Origin of the sequence: Limosilactobacillus mucosae DSM 13345 (assembly GCF_001436025.1) — a bacterium.
Classification (GTDB): domain Bacteria; phylum Bacillota; class Bacilli; order Lactobacillales; family Lactobacillaceae; genus Limosilactobacillus; species Limosilactobacillus mucosae.
The window spans coordinates 1-26,741 of sequence record NZ_AZEQ01000013.1 but is presented as its reverse complement, the minus strand read 5'-3'; the positions used below and the strand labels follow the sequence as shown (position 1 = coordinate 26,741).

The window sequence follows — 26,741 nt, the reverse complement described above, 5'->3', positions numbered from 1 at the left end:
GCTCCCGAACCGCTAGTAAATCTGCCCGCCTATTCGCAACTCAAATGAGCCAACAAATCGCGCTCCTGCTGACGAACCGTGGCCCGTTGCGCACGCCGATCCTGATAGCCTGCCAACAGATATTTGGTTTCATCATTATCAGCAATCAATTCATCGTAGGCCAACCCCGACTCTGCTCCTGGCACTACATAGGTCAAAAAGCAGGTAAAGCCAACAAAACGTTCGCCAGTCATCAAGTGCTCGCCCAAAACCTTTACGAATACCTCAACCGACCGATGTCCCAGCCCAGTAACCACTGCTCTGACAATCATGGCATCCTGCAGGTGGAACGGCTTGACGAATTGAACGTGATCCATGGCCGCCGTAACCAAAGTAGCTCTAGCAACCCGCATTGCCGCGACTGAAGCCTCTGCATCCACGGTTTCCAGCAGGCGACCGCCAAACAGCGTCCCATGCTCATTTAAGTCACCATTCAAAATCCGATGTGTTGTTTCAATTCGTGTTTGTTGACAGTTGATTGCAGTCATCACAAATCCCTCTTCTCAATTATTATCTGCGTTTTATTCTAGCACTACTAGAAATCACCCGCACAGATGCTTTGAATAATTGCTTCCTTATAATGTAACAAACCATTCAAACATTTCGACTATCTAAATCTGTCCTAGCTAACCCGCCTGTAGATTCAAAATCAAACCCGCTTGCCATTTCAAAGCTGAACCGTCTTGCCAATTCAAAACAGTGCCCAGTCCTATGTCAAATCAATTCGCTTCAAAGCGGTATCCACCCCTAGATCAATTCCCTATCTTTTTGCAGCAGCGCCCAACTCACTGTCACCTGTCGCCCTAATCTATCAAACCGTCCCATTTCTCTCATATATCATAAAAATACCCCCAAAGTTGTGTTTCCAACTTTGGGGGTACGGGTCAATGGCAGAAAATCGCCATTGCTTTTTATTTTATCTAATTTAGTTAAGCTGATTTTTAGTACCAGCCATGACTTTGCCAGAATTGTTGAGCAGCCGTCCATGAACCGTAACGATTAGCAACGTAATTGTCAGCAACCTGTTCCTGGTTAGCGGCAGAGTAGTCACCATTCAAGTAAGAAGAACTCAGTTGGTACTTACCGTAGTATTGACCATTTTGTGCGGTGTAGCTGCCACCAGATTCTTTGTTGGCAATCCAAGCCTTAGCAGCTGCTTCGTCGCCACTGACCGTAGAAGTGTAGGTCGTAGTCGTCGTGTTGGTGCTGTAAGTGTTGGCACTGTAAGTAGCTGCTTGAACTTGCGCACTTTGTTGTTGAGCGGCTTGGGCCTGGGCAGCAGCAGCTTGAGAAGCAGCGGCTTGGGATGCGGCAGCTTGAGAAGCAGCAGCGTCACTGGCAGCCTGAGCAGCGGCAGCATCACTGGCAGCTTGTTCAGCACTGGTATCAGCAGCCGTTGATTGAGCAGCACTGTCAGCAGATTGCGCCGTGCTGTCTTGTGCCGTAGCCGTGTTTTCAGCCGTAGCACTTGGCAACGTAGCAGCTTGTTCTGAAGTTGCTGAGGATACTTCGCCATCATCAGAGATAACCAGTTTTTGACCAACATAGATCAGGTTCTTGTTAGCAATGTTATTCTTGGATGCCAATTGGTCTACAAAGTCTAAGTTGTGACCCAGCTTAGCGGAAATTCCAGACAGCGTGTCGCCGGACTGAACCGTGTAAACCGTGTCGGCATTGGCAGTAATTGCCGTGCCAACCGTGCCCAAAGCTACGGCACCAGCTACGGCAGCAGAGATTTTAACAGCTTTCTTTGAAATTTTCATAAAATAGATTCATCCTTTTTTATCTGTAGTTCAGGTTTTTTGCTCTTTATCTTTATCAACGGTGAATACTATAACCCCTCAGCTTTACCGTGCAATTACCGGAATATCTCAAAAATCGTGAATTCTGTAAAAGCGTGTAATGTAATCCGCTTTCATTTAGCGTTTTAGGTTGGCCTAAACTTGTTATAAATCGCATTATAATAGTCTTGTATCGCTTTGTTTTCATCGCGACCGAAAAATAGCTGATTTTGTAATATTTTAGAGTAAAAAAATTTTTATTTTTCATAAAAAAGGGTCATAAATCCTAAAATTTAGGAATTTATGACCCTTTTTGTGACAATTTTGTAATCTTTGATCGGCATTTTCGGTGCTAATTCACTGTTATTTCCCATCAAACAGCTTAACTGATAATTCAAAGACTACCTCGCCAAGCTCAAATTATCGCTTCAATCTTAGAACCTGGGTGACCAAGCTTCGCGTTTTTTGCTGATGCAGCATAACTTGGCAAGCCAGGTTGAAATTTCGACTACGCAAAATGCTTCCGTTCCAAAAATCAGCCGACCGAGCCTTCCATTTGAAAATCAATCAAACGATTCAATTCCACCGCGTATTCCATCGGCAGCTGCTTGGTGAACGGTTCAATAAAACCCATAACGATCATTTTGGTTGCTTCTTCTTCGCTCAGTCCACGCGACATTAAATAGTAGAGTTCTTCTTCAGAAACTTTGGATACCTTGGCCTCGTGCTCCATCGTTACGTCCCCAACTGCAACTTTATTATATGGAATCGTATCTGAACTTGAATTGTCATCCATAATAATCGTGTCACATTCAACATGCGAGCTTGAGCCGTGCGCGTTTTCATCCATCTTGACCTCACCGCGATAGTCACAGATGCCGCCTGCCCGACACAGTGATTTGGAAATTATCGTTGAATGCGTGTGCGGAGCCTGATGAATCATGCGGGCACCGGTATCCTGATCAATCGGACCATTGGCAAATGCAATCGACAGCATGGTTCCCTTAGCTTCACGACCCCGCAGATAGATGCTGGGGTACTTCATCGTGACTTTGGAACCCAGATTACCGTCAACCCATTCCATCGTAGCCCCGGCCTCGGCTTCAGCACGCTTGGTTTCCAGGCTGTAGACGTTGCTGGACCAATTTTGAATCGTCGTATAGCGGCAAAAGGCATTGGGATGCACAAACACCTCAACCACGGCCGCATGCAGACTGTCTTCCGAATAGACTGGTGCCGTGCAGCCTTCGACATAGTTAACGCTTGCGCCATCCTCAACCACGATCAGCGTCCGCTCAAACTGCCCCGTATTTTCGGCATTGATTCTAAAAAAGCTCTGCAGCGGCGCGTCAGCATGCACGCCCTTTGGTACATAGATAAACGTGCCGCCCGACCAGACCGCCGTATTCAGTGCCGCAAAAATATTGTCATCGGGATGAACCAGCGTCGCAAAATACTGTTTGACGATTTCGGGATGTTTTTGAACCGCCGTATCCGTATCCATGAAAATGATTCCTTGGCGTGAAAGATCCCGCTTTAGATTGGCATAAACAACCTCTGATTCATACTGTGCCGTTGCCCCCGCCAGATATTTACGCTCGGCTTCGGGAACACCCATCTTTTCAAAAGTCGTTTTCATTGCTTGGGGCACCTCATCCCAGCTGCGCGCCACATGATCGGTTGGCCGCTGGAAATAGCGCAGCTCATCCAGATTCAGCTGACTTAGATCAGGGCCAAAAGTCGGCAGCTTCATTTGACGATATTGATGATAGGCATCCAGACGAATCTTCAGCATCCAGTCCGGCTCATGCTTACGGCACGAGATTTCACGAACCGTTTCTTCCGTCAGCCCGACTCCAGTTGAAAAGATCGGCTTGACGTCATCATGAAAGCCAAACTGATAATGCTGGCTGGCAAATTCATGAATTGCTGCCTTGTCTGCTGCCTGTTGGCTTGCTTGATCACTCATGCTTTTCCTCCAATCTTTGCGCCAGTTCATCAACCAGATTTTCCCGCAGCTTTTGATCAGGAAACTGATTTAAAACCGGCAGTAAAAAGCCCCGCGTCAGCAGTACCTGCGCGTCATGCTCACTGAGGCCGCGCGATTCCAGATAATAGAGATCATCCGCGTCAACCTTGCCGATACTGGCAGCGTGCCCGGCATTAACGTCATTTTCTTCAATCAGCAGCACGGGATCCGCCTCGCCTTTGCACTCATCAGAAAGCGTCATAATGCGGCTCTGCTGTTGCGAATTGGCGCCATATGCCCCACGCTCGGTTTTGCCAACTGCATGAAAATTTAAAACTGCCTTGTCTTTGGCCACGCCGTTTTGGATGATATTACCGACCGTATGCGGACCATGATTAAGAATCTGCGTCTGAACGTCTTGCACCTGCCGACCACTGGCAATCGTAACCATTTTGATCTCGGCTGCTCCGCCTTGACCATCCAGATTGGCATAAAAATCGGTCGTCAAATCATGCTCATCAAACAAGGCCAGATACATATTCAAAACTGAATGCTGTGCTTGGTAGGCCCTGACTGTCTGATGATTCTGCACAGCCGAAAAGCGGTTGGACTGGTAGTAGTCGACCCGCGCGCCATCGCCTAAAAGCAGTTCCGTGCCAAAATAAGCCGGCTGTCTGCTTGTGGCGGTTTGATGCTCGACAATGGTTGCCTGGGCACCGGCACCGACGATCACCAGATTATGATAGTTAGGCAATGGACAGTCAACGGTCAGTTCAATGGGCTCTTTGACGATCGTGCCATCTGGAATATAGATGAAGCGGCCGCCATTCAGCAAGGCCAGGTGCATGGCATTGAGCTGACTGTCCTGCCATGAGATCGCCTTTTCCATCAGATTTTCCTGCAGCAATTCGGGATAGACGTTTGCAGCGGCAAACAAGGGCAGATTAACCCAGCCAGTCGTGTGTGGGACGGCAGCTTTAACCTGATCAGCATTTGCCTGCTCACCAACTGATTGCTCAAGCTGGGCGAGACTGGGATTTTCCAGCCAGGCAGCTATGATCTTTTCCGTGGCTGGCGTGCTTTTGAACCGTTCTTGAAGCAAAACCGCCAACTGTCTTTTTTTCATCAGCCAGTCTGGTGCATTCACACAGCTGGCCATCACTTGACTTAAAAGTTGTTGATTCATTGATATACCTAGGGCTGATTAAGCAAGGATACCCCATGATTTCAATCTGGGGAGGAATTGCACTTTCAGCCCCTTTTCCTTTCTACTGTATTCACTAAAATAAAGATGATCTAATAGTAATTGAAAGATAGGAGGTGAAACCATTGGAGCAATCAATTACCATCAAAGCAAAATTACTCAATATTGATAATGAAACTGCACAGGCCTTTGTCCAATCTATGGAGAAATACAAAGACGCTTGCAACTTTATCTCACAGTATGTCTTTGATAATAATTTTGAATTGTCACAATCAAAATTGAACAAAGCTCTCTATCATGAAATCAGAGATCAGTTCGGCCTTAAAAGTCAGATGGCACAGTCGGCAATCAGAAATGTTATTGCACGTTATAAGATTGTCAGAACGCAACTTAGTCAAAAGCCATATCGTTTTGATACTGGCAAAAAAGACAGCAAAGGTCATGCTATTTGGTCTCAAATTCCCCGTGATCTTGATTGGCTTTGGAAACCGATTGAATTCAAGCGTCCGCAACTTGACTTGCAACGTGGCCGTGACTGGTCTTACCTGTCTTCTGCCCAGCAGCTGTCTTTAAACACTCTGCAAGGCAGAAAGAAGGTCTCATTTGTATGCAAAGGCTTTGATCAGTATCTTGATGCTGACAAATGGAAGTTTGGATCAATCAAGCTTCTTCAGTCAAAGCAGAATTGGTACGTTCACATTAGCGCTACTACCTCATTACCGGAATATTCTCCAGAAGAGGCAGAACATGTCGTCGGGATTGACCGAGGATTGCACTTCTTAGCAGCTTGCTATGATGAAGCAGGCAAAACTCTGCTTTATAGTGGTGAGAAGGTCTTGCGAACTAGACGTAAGTATAAAAAGCTTAGAGCAGAGCTTCAGTCAAAAGGTACTAAGTCCGCCAAGCGTCGTCTTAAGCAAATTGGTCAACGAGAGAACCGCTGGATGAGTGATGTAAATCATTGCTTAACTAAGACACTCATTGACCATTACGGGGCAAATACTGTTTTTGCCTTGGAAGACTTAACCGACGTGCGTTTTGCAACTGAACAGACCGCTAAAGACAAGCGCTATGAGATGGTATCATGGGCGTTCTATCAGTTTGAACAGTTTTTGACTTATAAAGCCAATCTGAACTCCTCAATAGTGGTCAAAGTTCCGGCTAAATATACCAGTCAGCGTTGCCCGAAATGTGGGCGAATCCGCAAGGAAAACCGAGATCACAAGCAGCATTTGTACGTTTGTGATCGTTGTGGCTACAAGTCAAACGATGACAGACTAGGTGCGATGAACATCCAGCTTTTGGGGACGCTTTACCGCAGTGGTGAAGAAGCCCCACAATTTAACAAACAGGCATCTGCTGAGTAATACTTGGCAGATAAACGGGCACCGTCAACTGTCCGACGATGCGGTCTCACAGGTGGGAGTCGCAAGACGCTATGACCACTATCTAGCAATAGATGAGACTGCAAACCTCAGAATTTATTCTGGGGTAGTTGATTCGCTCACGCCATTTCTTCTGATTTTTTCATACTTGGCATAGCCGTCTGCTTCCAGCTCGTCAGCCAGTTCCGGTCCCGCCGTCTTGACGATCTGACCATCCACCATGACGTGAATCTTGTCTGGCGTAACGTACTCCAGCAGCCGCTCATAATGAGTGATCAATAACGCACTGAATTCAGGACCGCGCAGATGATTGATCCCTTTAGCCACGATTCGCAGCGCGTCAATATCCAGTCCCGAGTCGATCTCATCTAAAATTGCCAGTTTAGGCTGCAGCATCAGCATCTGCAAAACCTCATTACGCTTCTTCTCACCGCCAGAAAAGCCTACGTTTAAATAACGATCGGTAATATCATCGGGCATTTCCAGCAGCGCCATGTTTTCCTGCAGGCGTTGGATAAACTGCAGCACTGGCAATGGATCATCCTCAGGACGCTGAGCATTGATTGCCGTGCGGATAAAATCAGCATTGTTGACCCCTTGAATCTCGGCCGGATACTGCATCCCTAAAAACATCCCCAGTCTGGCACGTTCATTGACTGGCAGACTCAAAACGTCTTGACCATCAAACTCTACCGTACCTTGCGTAACCTCATAGGCCGGATAGCCCATGATCGTTTCTGACAGTGTTGACTTTCCCGTGCCATTGGGACCCATGATGGCATGAATCTCACCGGTTGGTACCGTTAGATCAACGCCTTTTAAGATTTCTTCGCCGGTTTCTTTGATAATGGCATGCAGATGATTGATTTTTAATGTCATAATGGCCTCTTTTCTAGTGAACCAGCTTATCCCAGATAACGACTTGGTTGGCTTTTAATGATTTCTGCACGTCGATGATGCGCTGGTTGGCACTGCCACGAAACTGCAGCGTCAAATCCTTTTGCCCTTCTAAAAAGCGGCCGTCAACCAAAATATCGATCAGGCTCAGCATTTCCAGTTTGTCATATGATTCCTGCTGCAGCTCTTCCCAGGTGTAGCCCGACCATGACCAGATGTCTTTAGTGTGACCAAACTCCTTGCGCACACGCTTGATGATCTTTAAGCAGACCTGGGTGTTCAAGAATGGTTCCCCGCCCAACAGCGTCAGTCCTTGAACATAGTCATGATCCAAGTCTTCGATGATCTGATCTTCCAGTTCCTGTGAATAGGGCTGACCATAGTGAAAGTTTTGCGCAGCCTTGTTGTAGCAGCCAGGACAGTTGAACAGGCAGCCGCTGACGTAAAGACTGCAGCGCACCCCTTCACCATCGACAAAGTTAAATGGCTTGTAGTCAGCAATATATTGTAAGGAATGATCCTCGGCCAGCCATTCCTTAGGTTTAGGATTCTTGGGGAGTCTGATTGGACGTTCTTTTGCCATGTATATCTTCCTTTCTAAAGCAATAAAGGCCCGACGTTCGGTCTAGCCGAATGCGGACCCTTAGCGGTATTCACGAGTTGTTTAATTTTGATTGAAACGCGGATGCTTAATGTGGCGTCATTTTAAGTCAGCAATATTTTCCAGCCATGCTGATCATTGCACCAATCGTCGCGTGGTCTTTAAATTGCGGGCACCGAATTTTCCAAGACACGGATTCAGCACTTTGATTCTCTAAAATGCAGACGCAGCACCTTGCCTAAAGCCGAGCTGAGCATTTTGCCGACTGCTTAAGATGCTGAACCAGACGCTGGCAGCCTGCTAGATCTGGTCGCCGGTGATGTTGGCATGCGCCTTATCATCCAGCTGCCGGCTCCGTTGAAATTCAGCGGCCGTCTTGATCATCCCGGGATCCATGTGCTTAGCCCGGTGAATGATTTCTTCGTGACGACCATGAACCATTGGCCGCGCTTGAGGATTGCCAAGGTAGCCGCAAGTCCGCTTAACCACGTCACAGGTTGCGGGATCGGTGTTGCCGCATTGTGGACACTTAAAGCCGCGCGCCGTGGCCTTGAACTCGCCTTTAAAGCCGCACTTGAAGCATTGATCGATGGAGGTGTTGGTTCCCAGATAGCCGACATGATCATAGGCCCAGTCCCAAACGGCTTCCAGTGCCTTAGGATTCTGACGCAGGTTTGGATATTCGCAGTAGTGAATGAAACCGCCCGCCGCGTACTGAGGAAAGTCTTCTTCAAACGTCAGCTTTTCAAATGGCGTCGGATGCTTGCGAACGTCATAGTGGAAGCTGTTGGTGTAGTATTCCTTGTCAGTGACGTCTTCAACCAGGCCAAACTTCTTTTCGTCATCTCGGCAGAACGTGTCCGTCAAAGACTCGGCTGGCGTGGAGTAGACGCTGAAGTGGTAGCCTTCTTCTTTTTCCCATTGCGCACAAAGGTCATGCATCTGTTTGACGATTGAAACCGCAAAGTCGTGAGCTTCTTTGTTGTGTTCCCACTTTGGACCGTAGAACGTTGAGCAGACCTCATACAGACCAATGTAGCCCAATGATACGGTCGCACGGCTGTTCTTGAAGACCTCATCAACGCTGTCGTCTTTCTTCAGCCGCTTGCCAAACGCACCATACATGTAAAGCAACGGCGCGTTTTCCGGCTTGGCTTCCTTAGTCCGCTTGATCCGGTAGTCCAACGCGATCTTGGCAATGTTCATCTTTTCATCAAAGATCTGCCAGAACAGCTGCTTGTCGCCATGGGCCTCCAAGGCGATCCGGGGCAGGTTGACCGTAACCACGCCCAGATTCATCCGGCCAGAGTTGACCTCTTTGCCATTTTCATCTTTCCAGCCCTGTAAAAACGACCGGCAACCCATTGGCGTCTTGAATGAGCCCGTAATCTCCTTGATCTTGTCATACATCAGCAGGTCAGGGTACATCCGCTTAGTCGAGCATTCCAGCGCCAACTGTTTGATATCGTAGTTGGGATCGCCTGGCTTGAGGTTCAGACCGCGCTTTAAAGTGAAAATCAGCTTTGGGAAGATCGCTGTCCGATGTTCCTTGCCCAGCCCTTTGATGCGAATCTGTAAAATTGCTTTTTGAATCTCCCGGCAGATCCAGGAAGTTCCCAAACCAAAGTTGATCGTCGTAAACGGCGTCTGCCCCTGACTGGAGTAGAGCGTGTTGATCTCATATTCCAGAGCCTGCATCGCGTCATAGATGTCTTTTTTGGTTTTGGCCTTGGCGTAGGCTTCCTGCTTGTCTGGTGCAACCCATTCCTTGGCATCTTTCATGTGCTTTTCATAATTAAGCTTGGCGTATGGCTCCAACAGCTGGTCGATGCGGTTGGCTGAACAGCCGCCATACTGCAGTGAGGCCACGTTGGCAATGATCTGTGACATCTGAGCCGTCGCCGTTTGAATGGAACGTGGCGATGAAACCCAGGCATTGCCAATCTTAAAGCCGTTTTTAAACATTTCGTCAAAGTCGATCAGACAGCAGTTGGTTTCTGGCATTACTGGCGAGTAGTCAAGGTCGTGCCAGTGGATGTCGCCACGCAGATGAGCCTTGGCAACGACTTCCGGCAGCATCTTTAAGCCCAGTGCCCGACTGACCACGCCGGCTTCCAGGTCCCGCTGCGTGTTAAAGACGCGCGAATCCTTGTTGGCATTTTCGTGCACGATATGGGAATCGCGGCCAAACAGCTGATGGAGCTTGTTCATCGGATTAGTGGCCTCGGCAAAGGCTTCTTCATCCTGTTTGCGGTATTCAATGTAGCGCGTGGCCAGATCATCATGACCCGCCTGGCGCAGTCCATCAACAAAAGTTTCAGCGATCTCAACGGTCGTGGCGCTTGCTTGATCCTTAAAGGCCTGTGACAAAGCTTGGCAGACGGATTGTTGCGTTGCCCAATCCGCGTCAAGTGACTTAAAGATCAAGTTCAGCTTATAGGCATAAAAAGGCGTTTCAGTTCCATCCCTTTTAACTACCTTTAAATCAGCCAGACTATTCAGCCCGGTGTTTTTTTCCGTCTGCAGTTTCATAGCCATCGTCCCCCTCTTAATTAACATGATCTATATTAACGCAAAACACAACATCTAGTTAACCCTTGACTTTTGCATCACTATATGTTGTAGTCGGCGATTTGTTATTGCAGATCAAGGTTATAAAATAGATTTCATAATCGTACGTTAAGGCGATCAAAAGCATGTTAAAACTCAATTCTTGATTTGGCATGAATCGCATATCGAACTGAATTCAATGTATAATTTAACGCTAATTTATCGTTTGATACGTTCAAAAATCGCCCTAATTTTTTCTGGATATATGATAAAAATCCCATCACTTCCAAAAAGAGCCAAAGACTATCTTAGTTGCTAATCATTGATATATCAAGGCTTGACAAGAATTTTGCATCGAGTAAAACGTGACAGTTATGATTGGATCAAGCTTTAAAAAATTTTTTGCGAGCCAGCTGCCGCCACGATTTTTAAATTTTTTCTACTATATAAATAACAGCCCGACCATTGCGATCGAACTGTTATTTTCTATTAACGCTGATGCTTGCGATACCAGGCAATCGTCTCCTGCAGGCCAAGCGCAAAATCTGTCTGACTCTTCCAATGCAGTTGGGTTTCAATCTGGCTGGTATCAAGCGAATAACGCAGATCATGGCCAGGCCGTTCAGCAACGTGACGAATCAACTGATCGGAAAAGCCTAATTCTGCCTGTACCATTTTCGTAACCTCATTATTGCTCTTTTCTTGATGCGCACCGATATTAAAGATCTGGCCCAACTGACCATGACGCAAAACCAAATCAATGGCCGCGCAGTTGTCTTTGACGTACAACCAGTCACGCCGGTCGGTACCTTGACCGTAAATGGTAAGCGGCCGATTGCGCAACGCATTTTGAATCAGCATGGGCAATAGTTTTTCATGATGCTGACGAGGGCCAAAGTTGTTCGTACTGCGCGTAATGCAGATTGGCATGCCAAACGTGTGCACCATCGCCATCGCCAGCATATCCGCCCCTGCTTTGCTAGCAGCGTATGGTGAACTGGGATACAGCGGATCGGTTTCCTTAGCCGCTTGTCCAGGCGCCATCGTACCATAGACCTCATCAGTTGAAATCTGAACGAATTTTTGAATATTGGCCTGATAAGCAGCATCCAATAAAACCTGCGTGCCTAAGACGTTGGTTTTGGTAAAGAGCTCCGGATTTTTCAGTGAATTGTCAACGTGTGACTCGGCCGCAAAATTAACGATATGATCAATGGCAAATTCCTGCAGCAGCCAGTCAACCAGTTCTCGATTGTTGATGCTGCCATGCACGAAATGATAGCGAGCATTGCCAGCTGCCTGCGCGTTGTTGGCAACGTTGCCGGCATAGGTCAAAGCATCCAGGTTTACGATCTCAATGCTTTGATCGTGTGCAAGTTCATAATCAATAAAGTGACTGCCAATAAAGCCGGCCCCACCAGTTACCAATAGCCGCAAAAACATCATCTCCAAAAAAATTCCAATTAAAAAGAGCTGCCTTGGATTTAACCGAGTCAACTCTTTTAGTTTAGAACATTCAAACTATATTTTAAATCTTATCAACAGGCTGCCAAGCATCAGCTGTCGTGCCAATCTTCATTTCAGACATCACCTGCTTAAGATAGGCACTGGCATCCCCGGTCTGAATCGTTCCTAACACATTGCCTTTTTCATCCGTCAGGCTCTTTTTATCAGCCGTCGTATTATTGTTGAATTCGATAAACCGTACATCAGGATGATAGGTAATGTCAACCGTGCTTTGCTTGCCACTAGCATCTTCATACTTGCCTGTCCAACCCCCGAACACGTTTTGCGCAAGATCACTCGGCAGCTGACAATTAATAAACGTGACTGCTGAAGACGTATTCGTATATCTGGAGTCCTTAGTATTTGGATCGTAAGCCGTTAGAATCGTTTTGCCGTTTACTACTTTGCTGGTCGTTTGGACAGTCGTTTGCCATGGCCGGGCTAAATAGATGACCGCGTTACTGCCATATTGATTATCAACCGTCAGCTGGCAATTATTAAATACCAGACCAGTTTGGCCCTTAGCAGTATTTGGCGCTGCAAAGTATCCCGTCTTGCGTCCAGGATAGTAGGCCATATTAATCGCAGCATTCTCAATCAAGGCATTCGCATCACCAAAGACAAAGTCGACCGTTCCTTCAATCTTGCCGCCATTAATGTAGACCCGATTGCCCTTGCCTTGCAGATAAACCGTATCCTGCCGACCAATCAAGCTACAATTCTTTAAATAAACCTGATCAGCTAGAGAATCAAAAGCAACTGCCGGCGTCTGTTCGCCTTCTTTCGTATGATCAGTAACGTTATAGCTGTTTTCAAACGTAATGTTTTCCGCGCTAAATCCGGTTGCCGCAGCCGTAACGATCACCGTACCGCACTTAGAAGTACCAAGATCATGACTGTCTTGCGGCACAAAGTTTCCATTGGCATCAAACGTATTGGAAGAATAGTTGTTGTACGTAATGACAACGGCTTTTTGACCAGTTGAATCGGCATTCTTAAAGACGACGCCGGGTTTGTTTACCTGAACCGCTTCCGTATAGGTGCCTGGATCAATTGCTAAGACCAGCCGATCCTTTAAACTAGATTGATTAGCATCCAATGCACTTTGAATCGTTTTGTATTGTTCATTGGCACCAACTTTAACTACATGGGTCTGGTACGAGTCATCACTGAGATAATCTAGATCAATGCCGGTCAGATAAGCGCTGCCTGTTCCGGTAACTGTTAGTTTCAAATAACGAGCCGTCGTTGCATCAAGCATGACTGGCGTTCCCAATGTAATACTTTGACCATCCAGTGTCAGCGTCTGGCCATTAGCGGTGCCAGATACTTTTAACGTTGCTCCCTTGGCATCTTGATAAAGCGGAATGTAAATAGCCGTACCGCCGTTAATCTGTGTATCACCGGTTGCGCGCGGACTGAACTTGCCATTGCGAGCATCAATCTGCAGGCCATTATATGACGTCGTTGACTTTTCTGCGCTTGGCCGATTCCCGGCTTGAGCCAGATCCCAGCTGATATCTTCTGACTTGCCAGTTGGCAGTGCCCCAGGGAAATCATTCGTCGTATCGCTGCCATAGTCAACGGCAATGGCGGTCAGATAGGCGCTGCCCGTGCCGCTGACCAACAATTTTAGGTAATGAGCTGACGTACTGTCAACACTAATCGCTTGACCTAACGCTATTGTTTGACCATCCAGTGTCAGCGTCTGACCATTAGCCGTTCCAGAAATCGTCACTTTGGCGCCCTTGGCATCAGCCGCGATTGGGATGTAGATAATCGTACCGTTATTAACCTGCGTATCCGTTGCCCGCGGTGCGAATTTACCGTTCGTCCCATCAATCTTTAAGCCATTGTATTCGCCTTGATTATTTTGCACGGTTGGTCGGCTATTGTCGTTGCTGAGATTCCAGTCAGCATCCTTGGCCGAAACCGTTGGCGTGCCTGGATAAGCAACATTGTAGTGTACTGCAATGTCGGTCAGATAGGCGCTGCCCGTACCGGCAAATTGAATCTTCAAATAGGTTGGCGTTGATGTTGCATCAATTTTAATTTCATTTCCCAGCGTAACTGCTTGATTGTTTAGCATAATCGTCAAACCAGCTGACTTTTGCCCCGTTAGTTTGAGCGTTACGCCATTTTGATTGGCCGCGATCGGGATATAAATAATCGTGCCACTATTGATTTGAGTATCAAGGCCGGTACCATCATTGTTATCGCGAGGCGCAAACTTGGCACCAGCTGTTGAAGCATCGATCTTAAGACCAAGATACTCAGCCCGACTGTTTTGAGCTGCCGTAATCTGCTTGCTGCCAGCCGCCAGGTTCCAATCAGTATCTTCTGCCTTGACGTTGCTTGGCGTGCCTGGATATTCTTCAGGAGCTTGGGTCAGATAGTCAACCTTTAAGTTCTTAAGGTAAGTCGAGGAATTAAAGGTAACGCTAAATGTACCATCCGTAGCCATTGCAGGTACTGTCAAGGTAAACGTGCCCTTCAATCCAGTTTGCGATCCTTGACTAGTCGTCAGATCAACCGTGCCACCTGAAAGCTCAATTGTTATCTTGGCACCATATTGATTAGCCTTAACCGGTACGCCGATTACGGTATTGGCGTTGACCTGGGTATCGCCGACGTCACGAGGACTGAATTTTGCGCCTGGTTTCGAAGCATCAATTAACAGTCCATTATATTCTCCGGTCGTTCCTTCAATATTTCCCAGGTTATTTAATTCTGAACTGTTCTTTTTATCAAAGTTCCAGTTATCAGCAATCGTCACAGCAACTTTGGTACCAACGCCATTCGCATCAAATTGCCATTGCTCACCGGCGATTGTCAACTGCTGATTCTTAACCATCTGTCCCTGCTGATCAAAATAATACGTTTGATTGTCATTGATCCAGAATTGACTAAGCAATGCCTGACCATTATTGCCGACAAAATTATAAGTCTGACCGTTCAACGTTTTAAGGCCCGTTTCTTTAGCACCAGTTGCATCGTTGAAGTAATAGTAGTCATTGCCTACTTTCCCCAAGCCATGCAGCATGCCTTGACCATTGCCGGTGCCATCAACGTCATAGTAAACGCGCCGACCATCTTCTAAGGTATACCAGCCACGAGCGGTATTGCCATTATCAGTTTGGAAATGATACCACTTACCATTGATCTTTTGTTCGCCATACTGCATCTGACCGTCCGCATTGTAGTAAACCAGACGTCCATCTTTTAATGTTACGAAGCCGGTCTGCATTTGACCAACAGCATTAAAGTAATACCAATGATTGCCAATCTTAGCCTCACCGTTTTTCACCATAATCGAATTAAAATAGTAGGTTTGATTATCAACAACCTGTAAGCCAATCTTTTCATCACCATCTGAAGCATCAAAATAATATGATTGATTATTAATTTGATTAAGGCCATACAGCATTCCTGTGCCGTTGCCATCAGCATCAACATCATAATAAACCCGTCGGCCATCTTCCAGAGTATACCAGCCACGAGCCATGTTCCCATTGTCGGTTTGGAAATGATACCACTTATCATTGATCTTTTGTTCACCATACTGCATCTGACCGTCTGCATTATAGTAAACCTCACGACCATCATTTAAGCGTACAAAGCCGGTCCGCATCTTTCCCATGTCATCAAAGCAGTACCAATGACCATCAATCTGCTTTTCCATTCCATGAACCATGGCAGGAGCAAAATAATATTTTTGTCCGTCAATCATTTTCCAACCACTTGTCTGCGCGCCAGTGTAAATGTTAAAGTCGTATGTTTGACCATCAATCGTTTGAACACCATGCAGCATGCCACGACCTGTTCCGTCATTAGCAACGTCATAGTAGACTTTGCGGCCATCTGCTAATACATACCAGCCCTGCACGACTGCACCGCAATTAGTATCAAAATAGTACCACTGATTGTTGATTTGATGTTCGCCATACTGCATTTGATTATTCTGCGGATCATAGTAAACAATTCGGTTGTCCGTCAGTTTTTGCCAGCCATTTAAATAATTTCCCTGGAAATCTTTTAAATACCAATGACCATCTTGGTGGACTTCAGTCGTTCCTGAGACCTGGTTTACTGGCAGCGTACCGGTTTGACCTCGGACCACTGTATTAGAATCTGATGCGCTTGTAGTTGCTGATTGAGTATCTTTTGCAACAGTCGTGTTCTGGACATTATTGTTTTGATCATCAGTTGTCGCCTGCCGACTCACTGACGATTGATTATCAGACGCCACTGCAGCAGCTGATTCATTCTTCGTTGGTGCTCCCTCATTATTAACAGAACCGCTGATTGAATCAACCTTGCTAGACTCGTTGGTTTGATTCTCCACTGAAGAAACAGGTGTGGCAATCACGTTGGGGGCTGTTGACTGCATGCTGTTTCCCGTATCAGCATAGGCATTTGCTCCCCCAATTAATAAACTGATAGCGGCAATTCCGGCAACAATCCAGAGCTTACCGCTTTTATACATCTTAAAGTGCATTTTATAATCAGACATTTCCCAATATCTCCCATAAACTAATTATTAAATATAAATTAATTTATAGTTTAACACTTTATATAACAGTATATAACAACTAATTCAGTTATTATATTAATATAAAAATAAATGCTTTTATAAAAAAGAAGCCTTGCCACGGTAATACCGTAGTAAGACTTCTTTTAGTTTAGTATCCAGTATCATAACTGGTTGAATCGTCAGTGGAGTACGAACCATAAGTCGTATCAGCACTATACGTCGTTCCATAATTTGAACTGCCGCTTAGCGAAGAGCTCGACTTTTTAGAGGATGAACTGATCGTATTGCTGGTACCACTGCCAGGCGTATTGTAAGAAGCGCCGTTTGGCAAGACAAAATTGGTGTTGGTGTAGCCATCATAAGTCGTCTGCAGATTGTACATCTTGGTTTCATTGTTAACGACTTTCTTAGCCTTCAAACCTAATTGATTCCGAATCAGCTTCGAAACCCGGTTGATTTCCTTTGGCGAGGCGATCTGGAAAGAGACGCCCTCAATTGTCGCATCCAAGCCTTGGAAATGTTCAGTCTTAATGTTCTTCAGCGCAACATGATAGTTGGTGTATAAAGTTGCCACGTTGTCAATCGGAATATTGGTCTTAACCCCATCCTTGACAGCGTCCATAATCTTGTTGGCAGCCGAAATTGAACCCGACTCCTTGAATTTCTTCATAACGCTCTTCATAACCTGCTGCTGCCGGTTTTGACGACCATAGTCACCTTTAGGATCATCATAGCGCATCCGGGAATACTGCAGGGCGTCATGACCATTCAAATGCAGCTTACCCTTAGCAAAGTGCTGGCCTTCATAATCAAAGGCAAAGGGGTTGTTGACATCGACCCCGCCAACCGCGTTAACGACTTTCTTCAAAACACCCATGTTGACAACGGCATAGTAATCAATTGGCACGCCCAAGAGCTCTTTAACCTGCTTGATGGTCTGCTTAGCGCCACCGATCTGGTAAGCAGCATTCAGCTTAACATAGTCCGCACCTTCATCAGTATCCACCTTGATCAAGATATCGCGTGGAATACTGGTCATAGTAACCGTCTCTTTCTTGGGATTAACGGTAACAAGCTCAAGCGTATCAGTATTACCACCCTTATTCCCACGATTCATGGCACCAACGTCAGTCCCCATTGCCAGAACCGACACCGGCTTACCCTCCTTCAGCTTCTTGCTGATCTTGCCTGAACCGTCAGAAAAGACACCTTGAGCAGTACTGTGAATCTTATGATACTCATAAGCACCACCGAGGCAGAGCAATACGATGATCAAACCAATAAAGCGATAGACCCAGCGCAACTTATTACGCGGCTTTTTGGGACTGTTTTGTGACTGATTATTTTGATTGTGGTCGTGTCGATATTCGGCACGTGTTTGATAGTCGCCATTCATTGTCTTGCTATACTCCAATAAACCAATTTTTTATCATAACTAACCCTCTAACTTTAGCAGATGTAAAGCGCTATCGTCAAATTTTGTTAAAAGATTTAAAGAATCCGTAAAGACTAATAAATGACAAATTGTAAAATTCGCCATGTCAACTCATGTTTATGGGCTATAATGATATTATTATATAATCGTTGAAAGATGAAATAAGGTTAGAAAATGTCAAAACTATCAATTGTAGTTCCCTGCTACAACGAAGAAGAATCGATTCCACTATTCTATCCAGCCGTGGAAAAAGTCGTTCGCCAAATGAACGATTTACAAATTGAATATTGGTTTGTCAATGACGGTTCATCAGATAACTCACTAGTCGAAATGCGCAAACTACACGAACAAAATCCCGAGCGCGTCCATTACATTTCTTTTTCGCGCAACTTTGGTAAAGAAGCCGGACTATACGCTGGATTGCAAGCCGCCACTGGCGATTACATCGTGGTAATGGATGTTGATTTACAAGACCCGCCGGAATTTTTGCCAAAAATGTATGAATTACTCCAAACAGGTGAGTATGACTGTATTGGAACGCGTCGTGTCGATCGTGCTGGCGAAGCTAAATTCAAGTCTTTTTTGAGCACCCAGTTTTACCACATCATTAATCGACTATCCCAAACTAACATTGTTCCCGGTGCGCGTGACTACCGGATGATGACGCGGCAGATGGTTGATGCCGTTCTATCATTGAAAGAATATAATCGTTTTTCAAAAGGCATCTTCAGCTGGGTCGGATTTAAGACCAAATATCTGGACTACCATAACGTTGAACGAGTAGCTGGCAAGACTGACTGGTCAACTTGGAAATTGTTCAAATATGCTTTTGATGGCATTGCTGATTTCTCGCAAGTACCACTTTCAATTGCGGTGTGGTTGGGAACGACTTCATTTGTACTTTCAATTATTGGCCTGTTGTTTGTTATTATTCGGCGGATTGTTGAACCGGGCAGCAGTGTTTTTGGTTGGGCTTCAATGATTTGTATTATATTGCTTTTAGGTGGCTTACAGCTGCTTTGTATTGGCATTTTAGGAAAATATATCGGCCGTATTTATCTACAAGTAAAGCAGCGACCAATCTATATTATTAAGGAAAAGAAATAATGATAAAACGAAAAAGCCTGCTGTTTTGGTCAGCAGAACTATTAATTGTCGCGACTTTAATTTGGGTTTGCACTAAACTGGACTTTCTGTTTCATCCCATCATCGTTTTCATATCAGTAATCTTTGTACCACTGATCGTTTCAATATTTTTATATTACATGACGAGTCCGGCCTTTCGTCTGTTAATGAAGATTCGCTTAGGCAAATGGCAGATGAAACGTGGGATTGCCAGCATGGTGATCGTCTTGGGACTCTTGCTGCTGATCGTTGGCAGTCTCGCCGTCTTGATTCCCCCAATGATTAAGGAACTTAATCAAATGATTCACTGGCTGCCAAGTGCTACCAACGACATGCAGCATTGGCTCGCGCAAGCTTCCCAAAAACATGAGTGGATTCGCAAGATCGACCTGGCAGATTACTATCAGCAATTCAACAAGCAGATTACCAAATACGCTGAAAAGCTGTTGGCGAGTCTAACCAGCAGCGTTGGCTCAATCATCGGCACGATTACCAGTGCAGTTGTCGTAGTCGTAACTGTGCCAGTCATGCTCTTTTATATGCTGAAAGATGGCGATCGCTTTGTACCAAACATTCAGCGGTTCTTTTCTGAAAAGCATGCCAAAGAAGTTACGGAACTGCTGCATCAGATGAACAAGACGCTTTCTTCCTACATCTCTGGACAGATGATCGAATGTATCTGTGTTGGAATTGGTACCTGCATTGGCTATCTGATTATTGGCGAACCAATGGCAATCGTTTTAGGTCTGGTAGCTGGGATCACCAATATCATTCCTTACATTGGCCCTTACATTGGCATTGCCCCGGCTTTGATCGTTGCTTTGGCAGTTGACCCGCAGAAAATCATCTGGGTTATTGTGGTAGTGATTGTCGTTCAACAGATTGACGGTAATATCATCTACCCAAATATTATTGGCAAGAGCCTGCAAATTCATCCATTAACGATTATTATTCTGCTGTTGGCCGCTGGTAACATCGCTGGTTTGCTGGGGATGATCTTATGCGTGCCACTGTACGCGGTAGTTAAAACAATGGTTGATTACTGCATGACGATTTATCGTCTGGAAAAAAATGATGCAAAATAAAACTTTAAATTACAATTCTCGAAAGGAACATAAAAATGACTGATTCAAAAAAATTGGCAGAAGCTGTTAACAAGCGCCGGACGTTTGCGATTATCTCGCACCCCGATGCTGGGAAAACGACGATTACTGAACAGCTGCTTTTATTCGGGGGCGTCGTCCGCGAAGCTGGGACGGTTAAAGGACGCGGCAGCAGTAATTTTGCCAAGTCTGACTGGATGGAAATCGAAAAAAAGCGTGGAATTTCCGTTACCAGTTCTGTAATGCAGTTTGACTACCAGGGCAAGCGGATTAATATTCTGGATACGCCAGGGCACGAAGACTTCTCTGAAGATACTTACCGAACTTTGATGGCCGTTGACTCTGCCGTCATGGTAATTGATGGTGCCAAGGGTATCGAACCACAAACCAAAAAGCTGTTCCAAATCTGTAAGATGCGGGGAATTCCAATTTTCACGTTCATCAACAAGTTTGACCGCGATGCCCGTGAACCGCTGGATTTGTTAAATGAAATCGAAGACGTGCTGGGTATCGAAACCTACCCAATGGACTGGCCAATTGGGATGGGACGGCAATTTATGGGGGTTTATGATCGTTATAATCATCGAGTTGCCCTTTCCCGCCCACAAGATTCTGCCAACCCTTACCTGCCATTAGATGAAGATGGTCAGGTAATTGGCGAAAACCCATTGGCTGGTGAAGGTGAATGGAAAGACGCCTTAGATGGAATGGAACTGATTGAAATGGCTGGTAGCGAGCTTGATGAAGAAAAGATCGCGAAGGGGGATCAAACTCCTGTCTTCTTCGGTTCAGCTCTGACCAACTTTGGGGTTAAGACTTTCCTGGAAACCTACTTAAAATTTGCTCCAGCCCCTTCAGCACACAAGACAGAAGACGGTAAATCAATCGATCCACTGGCACCAGAGTTTTCTGGCTTCATCTTTAAGATTCAAGCCAACATGAATCCTAAGCACCGTGACCGGATTGCTTTCGTACGGATTTGTTCTGGTGAATTTACCCGGGGAATGGACGTTACCTTGGAGCGGACTAAAAAGCTAATTCGTCTATCAAACGTGACCGAATTTATGGCCAATACGCGCGAAAACGTTGAGAATGCCGTTGCCGGTGATATTATCGGGCTTTACGATACCGGAAACTTCCAAATTGGTGATTCAATCTACACTGGTAAACAAGACATCAAGTTTGAGAAGCTGCCTCAATTTACGCCAGAACTGTTTGTCCGCGTAACGCCAAAGAACGTTATGAAGCAAAAATCATTCCATAAAGGGATCAACCAATTGGTACAAGAAGGGGCCGTTCAGCTCTACACTGGCTATAACTCCAACGACTATATTCTGGGTGCCGTTGGTCAATTGCAGTTCGAAGTGTTCAAGTTCCGAATGCAAAACGAATATAATTCCGAAGTTATTATGGAACCACTAGGTAGTAAGACAGCGCGCTGGGTTGATCCAGAACAGCTTGATCCTAAGATGGCTTCTTCACGGAATATGCTGGTTAAAGATCGTTATGGTGCTCCTCTATTCTTGTTTGAGAACCAATTTGCGGAAAACTGGTTCAAGCAGAAGTATCCAGACGTTAAATTAACTGCAAAACTCTAGGAGACTATAATGTCTAACGCAAAATCACAATTTTTAAATATTATAGAACCATTTATTTAGATATTAAAAGAATTAATGAATTACCTCACTAAATAGTACTTATAAATTTGTTAAATATATTATTTAAATTTTTAAGGAGAAGCTTTTAAATAATGGACAACTTAGCTGTTTTAATTCCTTGCTACAACGAAAGTCAGACAATCACTAAAGTTGTTAAGGATTGTCAAAATGCCATTAAAGATATCCCAAATTCAGCGGTGTATGTATATGACAATAACTCTTCTGATAACACCGCTGAATTAGCTCGTGAAGCGGGTGCTTGTGTCCGCTATGAATATAAGCAAGGTAAAGGAAATGCCATTCGTCGCATGTTTCGTGAGATTGATGCTAAATGCTATATTATGATTGATGGTGATGATACGTATCCTGCTGAAGAAATCCCCAAAATGGCACGATATGTGTTAGAAGAAAACTATGATATGGTTATTGGTGATCGACTTAGTTCAAGTTATTTTGAAGAAAACAAACGTCCTTTCCATGGCATTGGCAATAAAATGGTTCGCGGCAGTATCAACTTTTTCTTTAAAAATGATATTAAAGACATCATGACTGGCTATCGGGCCTTTAGCTATGAATTCGTTAAAACCTACCCCGTGCTGTCAAAAGGATTTGAGATTGAAACAGAAATGAGTATTTTTGCAATCGTTAATAACATGGCAATGAAAAACCATGTCATCGATTATCGAGATCGTCCTGAAGGAAGTACCTCCAAACTAAATACGTATTCCGATGGGTTTAAAGTATTAAAACTCATTTTCACTCTTTATAGGAACTATAAGCCATTGCGATTTTTTGGAACCTTAGCTTGCTTGTTATTAATACTATCATTAGCTTTCTTCATTCCAGATGTCTGGCTCCCTTATCGCGCAACAGGCAAAGTTTTACATTTTCCAACTTTAATCGTTTGTGGATTTTGTACTATTGCTGGAATTCTATCTTTTTATAGTGGTTTGATTCTTGACGCTATCCAGCGCAAGGAACATCGAGAATTCGAATTTAGGCTTCAAGAAGTTCATAACGTTAAATCAAAAAGATAATCAAAGGGGCTACTATATGCAAATATTCTTATCAATTTTTAATAAAAAACGTTTTATGATATCCATAATCCTTGCTTATTTAGCATCTGTCGGGATTCAATTTCTACTTAAGGATAATAATTTACAACTTGCATACTCAAACAGTATTATTTCTTTAATCTTTTTTATCGGTATTTTCTCGTTTTATTTTTATTTTTTGAAAAAAATAAAATTCTCAAAGTGCGAAGTAACAACATCTATTTTCTTAGGCTTTTTCTTTTCTCTTTCACTCATCGCAGGAGCTAATCTCTATAGGATAGGTACTGTTAATATAGCTAATTTAAAAACCTGGCTAAAAATCCTAGCAAACGTCCCATTGTTTTCTTTCTTATTTTTATTTTTGTTCAACATTTTTTTCCCAAAAATAAATTATTTAATGAAGTTATCCTCCAAGTTAGAAAATTTCATTAACAGTTTAAGTTACAAAAAACAATTCCTACTTACTTGGATACTAATTTTTATTGGTTGGGTACCTACACTTCTCTCTACCTATCCTGGTAATTACGTATATGATGCTGGATATCAACTTTATTCTTATATAGAAAATGGGTACTTAGACCTGCATCACCCTATGGCACATACCCTAATGCTATTCTTTTTTGTAATTGAACTAGGAAAAAAAATATTCCATAGTGTTAGAATTGGACTTCTTTTATATACTTTATTTCAAATGCTTTGGCTCTCATTATCCTTTTCATTAATTATCACTTATATGAAAACAAAGAAAATAGTACCGCTAATAAGGATACTTTTCTTAGGGATAATGATCTTTTCTCCTTATATCGCTTTATTATCCGTATCAGCTACAAAAAATATTCCCTATACCGCTAGTTTAATCATATTTGTTTTGGTAATTATTAATCGTAAAGATATTATTGAAAATTATGGTATTTGGAAATACTATTTTCTATTTATTTTTTCTGGATTTATAAATGCTATATTCGAAAATCAAGGTCTATATGTACTTGTCTTTTCAATGTTACTAGTATTGTTGATCAAAGTTCCTAATAAAAAAGAATTACTAATATTAAGCAGCCTAATTTGCCTATTAATGTTATTTTATAATGGTCCACTAACCAAAAGCCTTAACGGGCAACTAAATAAAGATGACCGATATAAAGAAATGATGAGTGTACCGTCTATACAGCTATCAAGTGTTATAACAGATAAACAGGCTAAAATTACCAAAACAGAAAAAAAGGAAATTAAAGAATATATCCCTACTTACGCTGAATATTCTGATTCTTCAAAACAATCATTGGCAGATGATTATAAAGGATCATTTAATACAATACTATTTAAAAAAGATAAATTTAAATTTTTTAGGCTTTGGCTAAATGTTGGTATTAAAAACTTTTCTGATTATATTGACTCTTTTGCTAAGCTTACATTAGGATACTGGTACCCTGATACCAATTTTCCTGATCCTAGAAGTAACCATAAGGCATTGCTAGAATTTTCTACATTCTTCCCTCCAAACAAAGATTCAGAAATAGGTTGGTATAATATAAAAATATCACACATTAAATCTTTTACGTGGTTGTATAATATGTACAATTCATTTGTAAATAATTATCAAACACAAAAATTACCAGTACTATCTATGATTTTTAGCATTGGTTTTAATGTATGGTTAACTTTTACTTTTATTGGTTGGTGTATAATTCACAAAAGTAAAGATTTTATTTTTATAATCGGTTTGTACTTCGGATTATTGGGTACCTTTCTATTAGGTCCTGTTGTACTTTATAGATATGCCTTTTCTATAATTATGCTCGTACCTATTCTGATTACTATTATGATTTCAGATTATTCTTTAGTTTCAACAAAAGATAATATAAATACGGTAAGCACATCATAATGGTACGGGTCGAAAAATACGGGTCTTTATCAAATCGTATTGGTGAAGATCAATTGTAAGCACACCATATTGAACCGTGTTGCCTGCCAAGCAGTAGGCAATTTCAAAAATTAAAGAATAAAAAAGCAGCGGTCGACCGGCGCATTTCTGCGTGGTCGACCGCTGTTCATTTATCAACTAGGCTTTGCAGCTTTCTTGAATTTCATGAGCCCATGGCAAATAAGCCTCTATTTCTGGCGTTTCGCGTTTTGTAAAGGCGCTAAGCAAGGTCTCTAAATATTTAAAGACATCCAAATGATTTAGTTTTGCGGTTTGCACGATGCTATACCAGATCGCATTGGCTTTGGCCCCAGCCGTAGACTTCGCAAACAGACTGTTCTTTCTGACCAGCGTGGTGGGACGAATCAGTTGCTCATTGTGATTATTATGCAATGGCAGCTCTCCATGCTTGAACATCTGGTAAACCCGCTTCTTCAATTTGAGGGCATTTTTGATCGCATTGCGTAGCGGTTTGAGTGGCGATTTCGTCAAGGCCTCTTCAATCAGCTGATAGAAATCATCAATCATCGCTTTTAAATGCTGACGCCTTTGGGCTGCCTTCTCACTTGCTGATGAATATTTCAACCGTTTTTCGACGTGAAATACTTTGGCAAGGATCCGCACAGCGTCACTCGCAATACTTTGCCCTTGAAAGCGGGTAATCTTTGGTGTCGATGGCAGTCTTAAAATGTATGAAAATGGCAATCTCAAATTGTACATTTTCAAATTGCCATTTCTGTACAATTTTTAATTGCCCTTGACATTTGGATCAAGCAGTCGCTTAAATTGGCGATTGATATGAACCAGACAGGTCCCCCAATACGCTTCTGGTAAGCGATTATCAGAATATCCACTAAACCCATCACACATAATACCGCCAGAAAAGTCATCACCTAAGATTTCTGTAATAACCTTTCCTGATCGCGAAGGGGCATAGTGGAAATACGATACCTGATGCGGACTGAATTCTTCCGTAGAACAGGCTGACCAGAAATAGCCGTGTGATTGATCAAGATCCAGAACTTGAAATGGCGTCTCATCAAGCTGCACCACAGGTGCTGCCTTGATTTCTTGACGCAGACGTTCATAAATCTTTTGCCCAAACCTTTCGCCAGCTTCAATTACCCCACGAGCCATATGTTTACTGGTGATTGGAAGCCCGAGGCGCTCCCAATACTGCGTCTGGCGGGTAAACGGTACTGCCAGGCCAAACTTTTCAAAAAGTACTTCGGCGATTACCGAGCTTGAAAGGTAACTGTGTGGAAACAAAGGCTGTGGCGTCTTTGCCTGAACAAGTACATCATTGCCGGTTTCCGGATTTTGACAGTGTTCGCATCTAGCCGTTTCAGTACATACGATTTTGCAGCACAAGTGGGCAGAAACTAGTTTAACTTCACGATACTGTTCATGTTTGCCAATAACCGTCATCATTTGACCGCATTGATCACAAGTCAGTTCTTGCTTACTCAGCTGATGAAGTTCTTCAACTTGTTCTAAGCAATCAAGCCATTCTTTACGTGATTCCTTTGATTTGCATTTTCTCTGATGACTGGTAACGGTACTATACCCTGTCCCAGTATAAGCCTTTGAAGCGGTCATTACGATTGCCACAAAACAGGAATAGCGAATCATTATCTAATTCCAAGCCATAATTCTCTGCGATCACCATGGCCAAACCGTCAATGCCCTTCCACAGATCGGTCTTGCCACAAACTATGTAGACGTGCTGAGGAGCACTCCAGTTAACCAGCATAAGCGGCTACTGCTTTAATGATCTCACTAACCAGAGCGGGATCTGCTTCTTGGTAGACATTAATTTTTACTTGGTGCAGTGAAACGATAGCTGTCAAGCGTGAGTGCTTAGCAACCGGCTTCTTTGCTCGCGGTATATCAACTTCGACAAAATCTTGCTTCATAAAAAAGTCCTCCTCTTTGAATATGTCTTCAAGTATGGGAGGAGAGTGTCAATAATTTTGTG

The 26,741-nt window shown here is 43.8% G+C and carries 18 protein-coding genes and 1 pseudogene; 6 read left to right on the top strand and 13 right to left on the bottom strand.

Features of this window, described 5'->3' with window-relative positions:
* Positions 1-29: 29 nt before the first annotated feature.
* The 4 genes from FC47_RS06725 to FC47_RS06710 all read right to left on the bottom strand — a co-directional run bounded on the left by FC47_RS06725 (position 30) and on the right by FC47_RS06710 (position 4,915).
* Positions 30-527 carry an acyl-CoA thioesterase gene (locus tag FC47_RS06725; protein WP_033934517.1) on the bottom strand — a complete coding sequence of 166 codons (498 nt, stop codon included), beginning with the start codon at positions 525-527 and terminating at the stop codon, positions 30-32.
* Between the two features lie 453 nt (positions 528-980).
* A complete protein-coding gene (apf, locus tag FC47_RS06720) occupies positions 981-1,802 on the bottom strand; it encodes an aggregation-promoting factor (RefSeq protein ID WP_006500158.1) in 822 nt (273 codons plus the stop codon).
* A 553-nt stretch (positions 1,803-2,355) separates the two neighbouring features.
* Positions 2,356-3,789, bottom strand: a complete 1,434-nt coding sequence (gene sufB, locus FC47_RS06715) for a Fe-S cluster assembly protein SufB (protein WP_056968455.1) — start codon at positions 3,787-3,789, stop codon at positions 2,356-2,358.
* Entirely contained in the window at positions 3,782-4,915 is a 1,134-nt protein-coding gene (locus FC47_RS06710; RefSeq protein ID WP_235804001.1) for a SufB/SufD family protein, read from the bottom strand. Before FC47_RS06710 ends, sufB begins: the two co-directional genes overlap by 8 nt.
* A gap of 203 nt (positions 4,916-5,118) precedes the next feature.
* Here FC47_RS06710 and FC47_RS06705 point away from each other — a divergent pair, with 203 nt between their 5' ends.
* The gene (locus FC47_RS06705) at positions 5,119-6,360 is read left to right on the top strand and encodes an RNA-guided endonuclease TnpB family protein (protein ID WP_056968453.1); all 1,242 of its coding nucleotides are present in this window, start codon (positions 5,119-5,121) and stop codon (positions 6,358-6,360) included.
* Positions 6,361-6,474: 114 nt separating this feature from the next.
* On the opposite strand, the gene sufC is transcribed toward FC47_RS06705, so the two are convergent.
* The 6 genes from sufC to FC47_RS06675 all read right to left on the bottom strand — a co-directional run bounded on the left by sufC (position 6,475) and on the right by FC47_RS06675 (position 17,862).
* On the bottom strand, positions 6,475-7,260 hold the full coding sequence (gene sufC / locus FC47_RS06700) for a Fe-S cluster assembly ATPase SufC (protein WP_056968452.1): 786 nt from the start codon (positions 7,258-7,260) through the stop codon (positions 6,475-6,477).
* 10 nt (positions 7,261-7,270) lie between these two features.
* A complete protein-coding gene (gene nrdG, locus FC47_RS06695) occupies positions 7,271-7,858 on the bottom strand; it encodes an anaerobic ribonucleoside-triphosphate reductase activating protein (protein ID WP_006500163.1) in 588 nt (195 codons plus the stop codon).
* 318 nt (positions 7,859-8,176) lie between these two features.
* Complete coding sequence (gene nrdD / locus FC47_RS06690) at positions 8,177-10,408, bottom strand: anaerobic ribonucleoside-triphosphate reductase (protein WP_056968451.1); 2,232 nt, start codon at positions 10,406-10,408, stop codon at positions 8,177-8,179.
* Positions 10,409-10,915: 507 nt separating this feature from the next.
* Positions 10,916-11,863 carry a dTDP-glucose 4,6-dehydratase gene (gene rfbB, locus FC47_RS06685; RefSeq protein ID WP_202812958.1) on the bottom strand — a complete coding sequence of 316 codons (948 nt, stop codon included), beginning with the start codon at positions 11,861-11,863 and terminating at the stop codon, positions 10,916-10,918.
* Between the two features lie 91 nt (positions 11,864-11,954).
* A complete protein-coding gene (locus FC47_RS06680) occupies positions 11,955-16,445 on the bottom strand; it encodes a pectinesterase family protein (protein ID WP_056968449.1) in 4,491 nt (1,496 codons plus the stop codon).
* Positions 16,446-16,614: 169 nt separating this feature from the next.
* Entirely contained in the window at positions 16,615-17,862 is a 1,248-nt protein-coding gene (locus FC47_RS06675) for an LCP family protein (protein WP_056968448.1), read from the bottom strand.
* A gap of 213 nt (positions 17,863-18,075) precedes the next feature.
* On the opposite strand from FC47_RS06675, the gene FC47_RS06670 reads away from it, so the two are divergent.
* The 5 genes from FC47_RS06670 to FC47_RS06650 all read left to right on the top strand — a co-directional run bounded on the left by FC47_RS06670 (position 18,076) and on the right by FC47_RS06650 (position 24,724).
* Entirely contained in the window at positions 18,076-19,008 is a 933-nt protein-coding gene (locus FC47_RS06670; protein ID WP_033935273.1) for a glycosyltransferase family 2 protein, read from the top strand.
* Positions 19,008-20,111, top strand: a complete 1,104-nt coding sequence (locus FC47_RS06665) for an AI-2E family transporter (RefSeq protein WP_033935272.1) — start codon at positions 19,008-19,010, stop codon at positions 20,109-20,111. The genes FC47_RS06670 and FC47_RS06665 overlap by 1 nt, the downstream gene beginning before the upstream one ends.
* Positions 20,112-20,146: 35 nt before the next feature.
* Positions 20,147-21,727, top strand: a complete 1,581-nt coding sequence (locus tag FC47_RS06660; RefSeq protein ID WP_056968447.1) for a peptide chain release factor 3 — start codon at positions 20,147-20,149, stop codon at positions 21,725-21,727.
* A 152-nt stretch (positions 21,728-21,879) separates the two neighbouring features.
* Positions 21,880-22,824, top strand: coding sequence for a glycosyltransferase family 2 protein (locus FC47_RS06655; RefSeq protein ID WP_056968446.1), 945 nt, complete (start codon positions 21,880-21,882; stop codon positions 22,822-22,824).
* Positions 22,825-22,840: 16 nt separating this feature from the next.
* Complete coding sequence (locus FC47_RS06650) at positions 22,841-24,724, top strand: DUF6020 family protein (RefSeq protein ID WP_056968445.1); 1,884 nt, start codon at positions 22,841-22,843, stop codon at positions 24,722-24,724.
* A 177-nt stretch (positions 24,725-24,901) separates the two neighbouring features.
* On the opposite strand, the pseudogene FC47_RS10920 reads toward FC47_RS06650, so the two are convergent.
* From FC47_RS10920 to FC47_RS10605, 3 genes and pseudogenes are all read right to left on the bottom strand, one after another.
* Positions 24,902-26,191, bottom strand: a pseudogene (locus FC47_RS10920) (IS66 family transposase).
* A 133-nt stretch (positions 26,192-26,324) separates the two neighbouring features.
* Positions 26,325-26,432 carry an IS66 family insertion sequence element accessory protein TnpB gene (locus FC47_RS11125; RefSeq protein WP_420896568.1) on the bottom strand — a complete coding sequence of 36 codons (108 nt, stop codon included), beginning with the start codon at positions 26,430-26,432 and terminating at the stop codon, positions 26,325-26,327.
* 73 nt (positions 26,433-26,505) lie between these two features.
* Positions 26,506-26,679, bottom strand: a complete 174-nt coding sequence (locus FC47_RS10605) for a hypothetical protein (RefSeq protein ID WP_155519153.1) — start codon at positions 26,677-26,679, stop codon at positions 26,506-26,508.
* Positions 26,680-26,741: the final 62 nt, after the last annotated feature.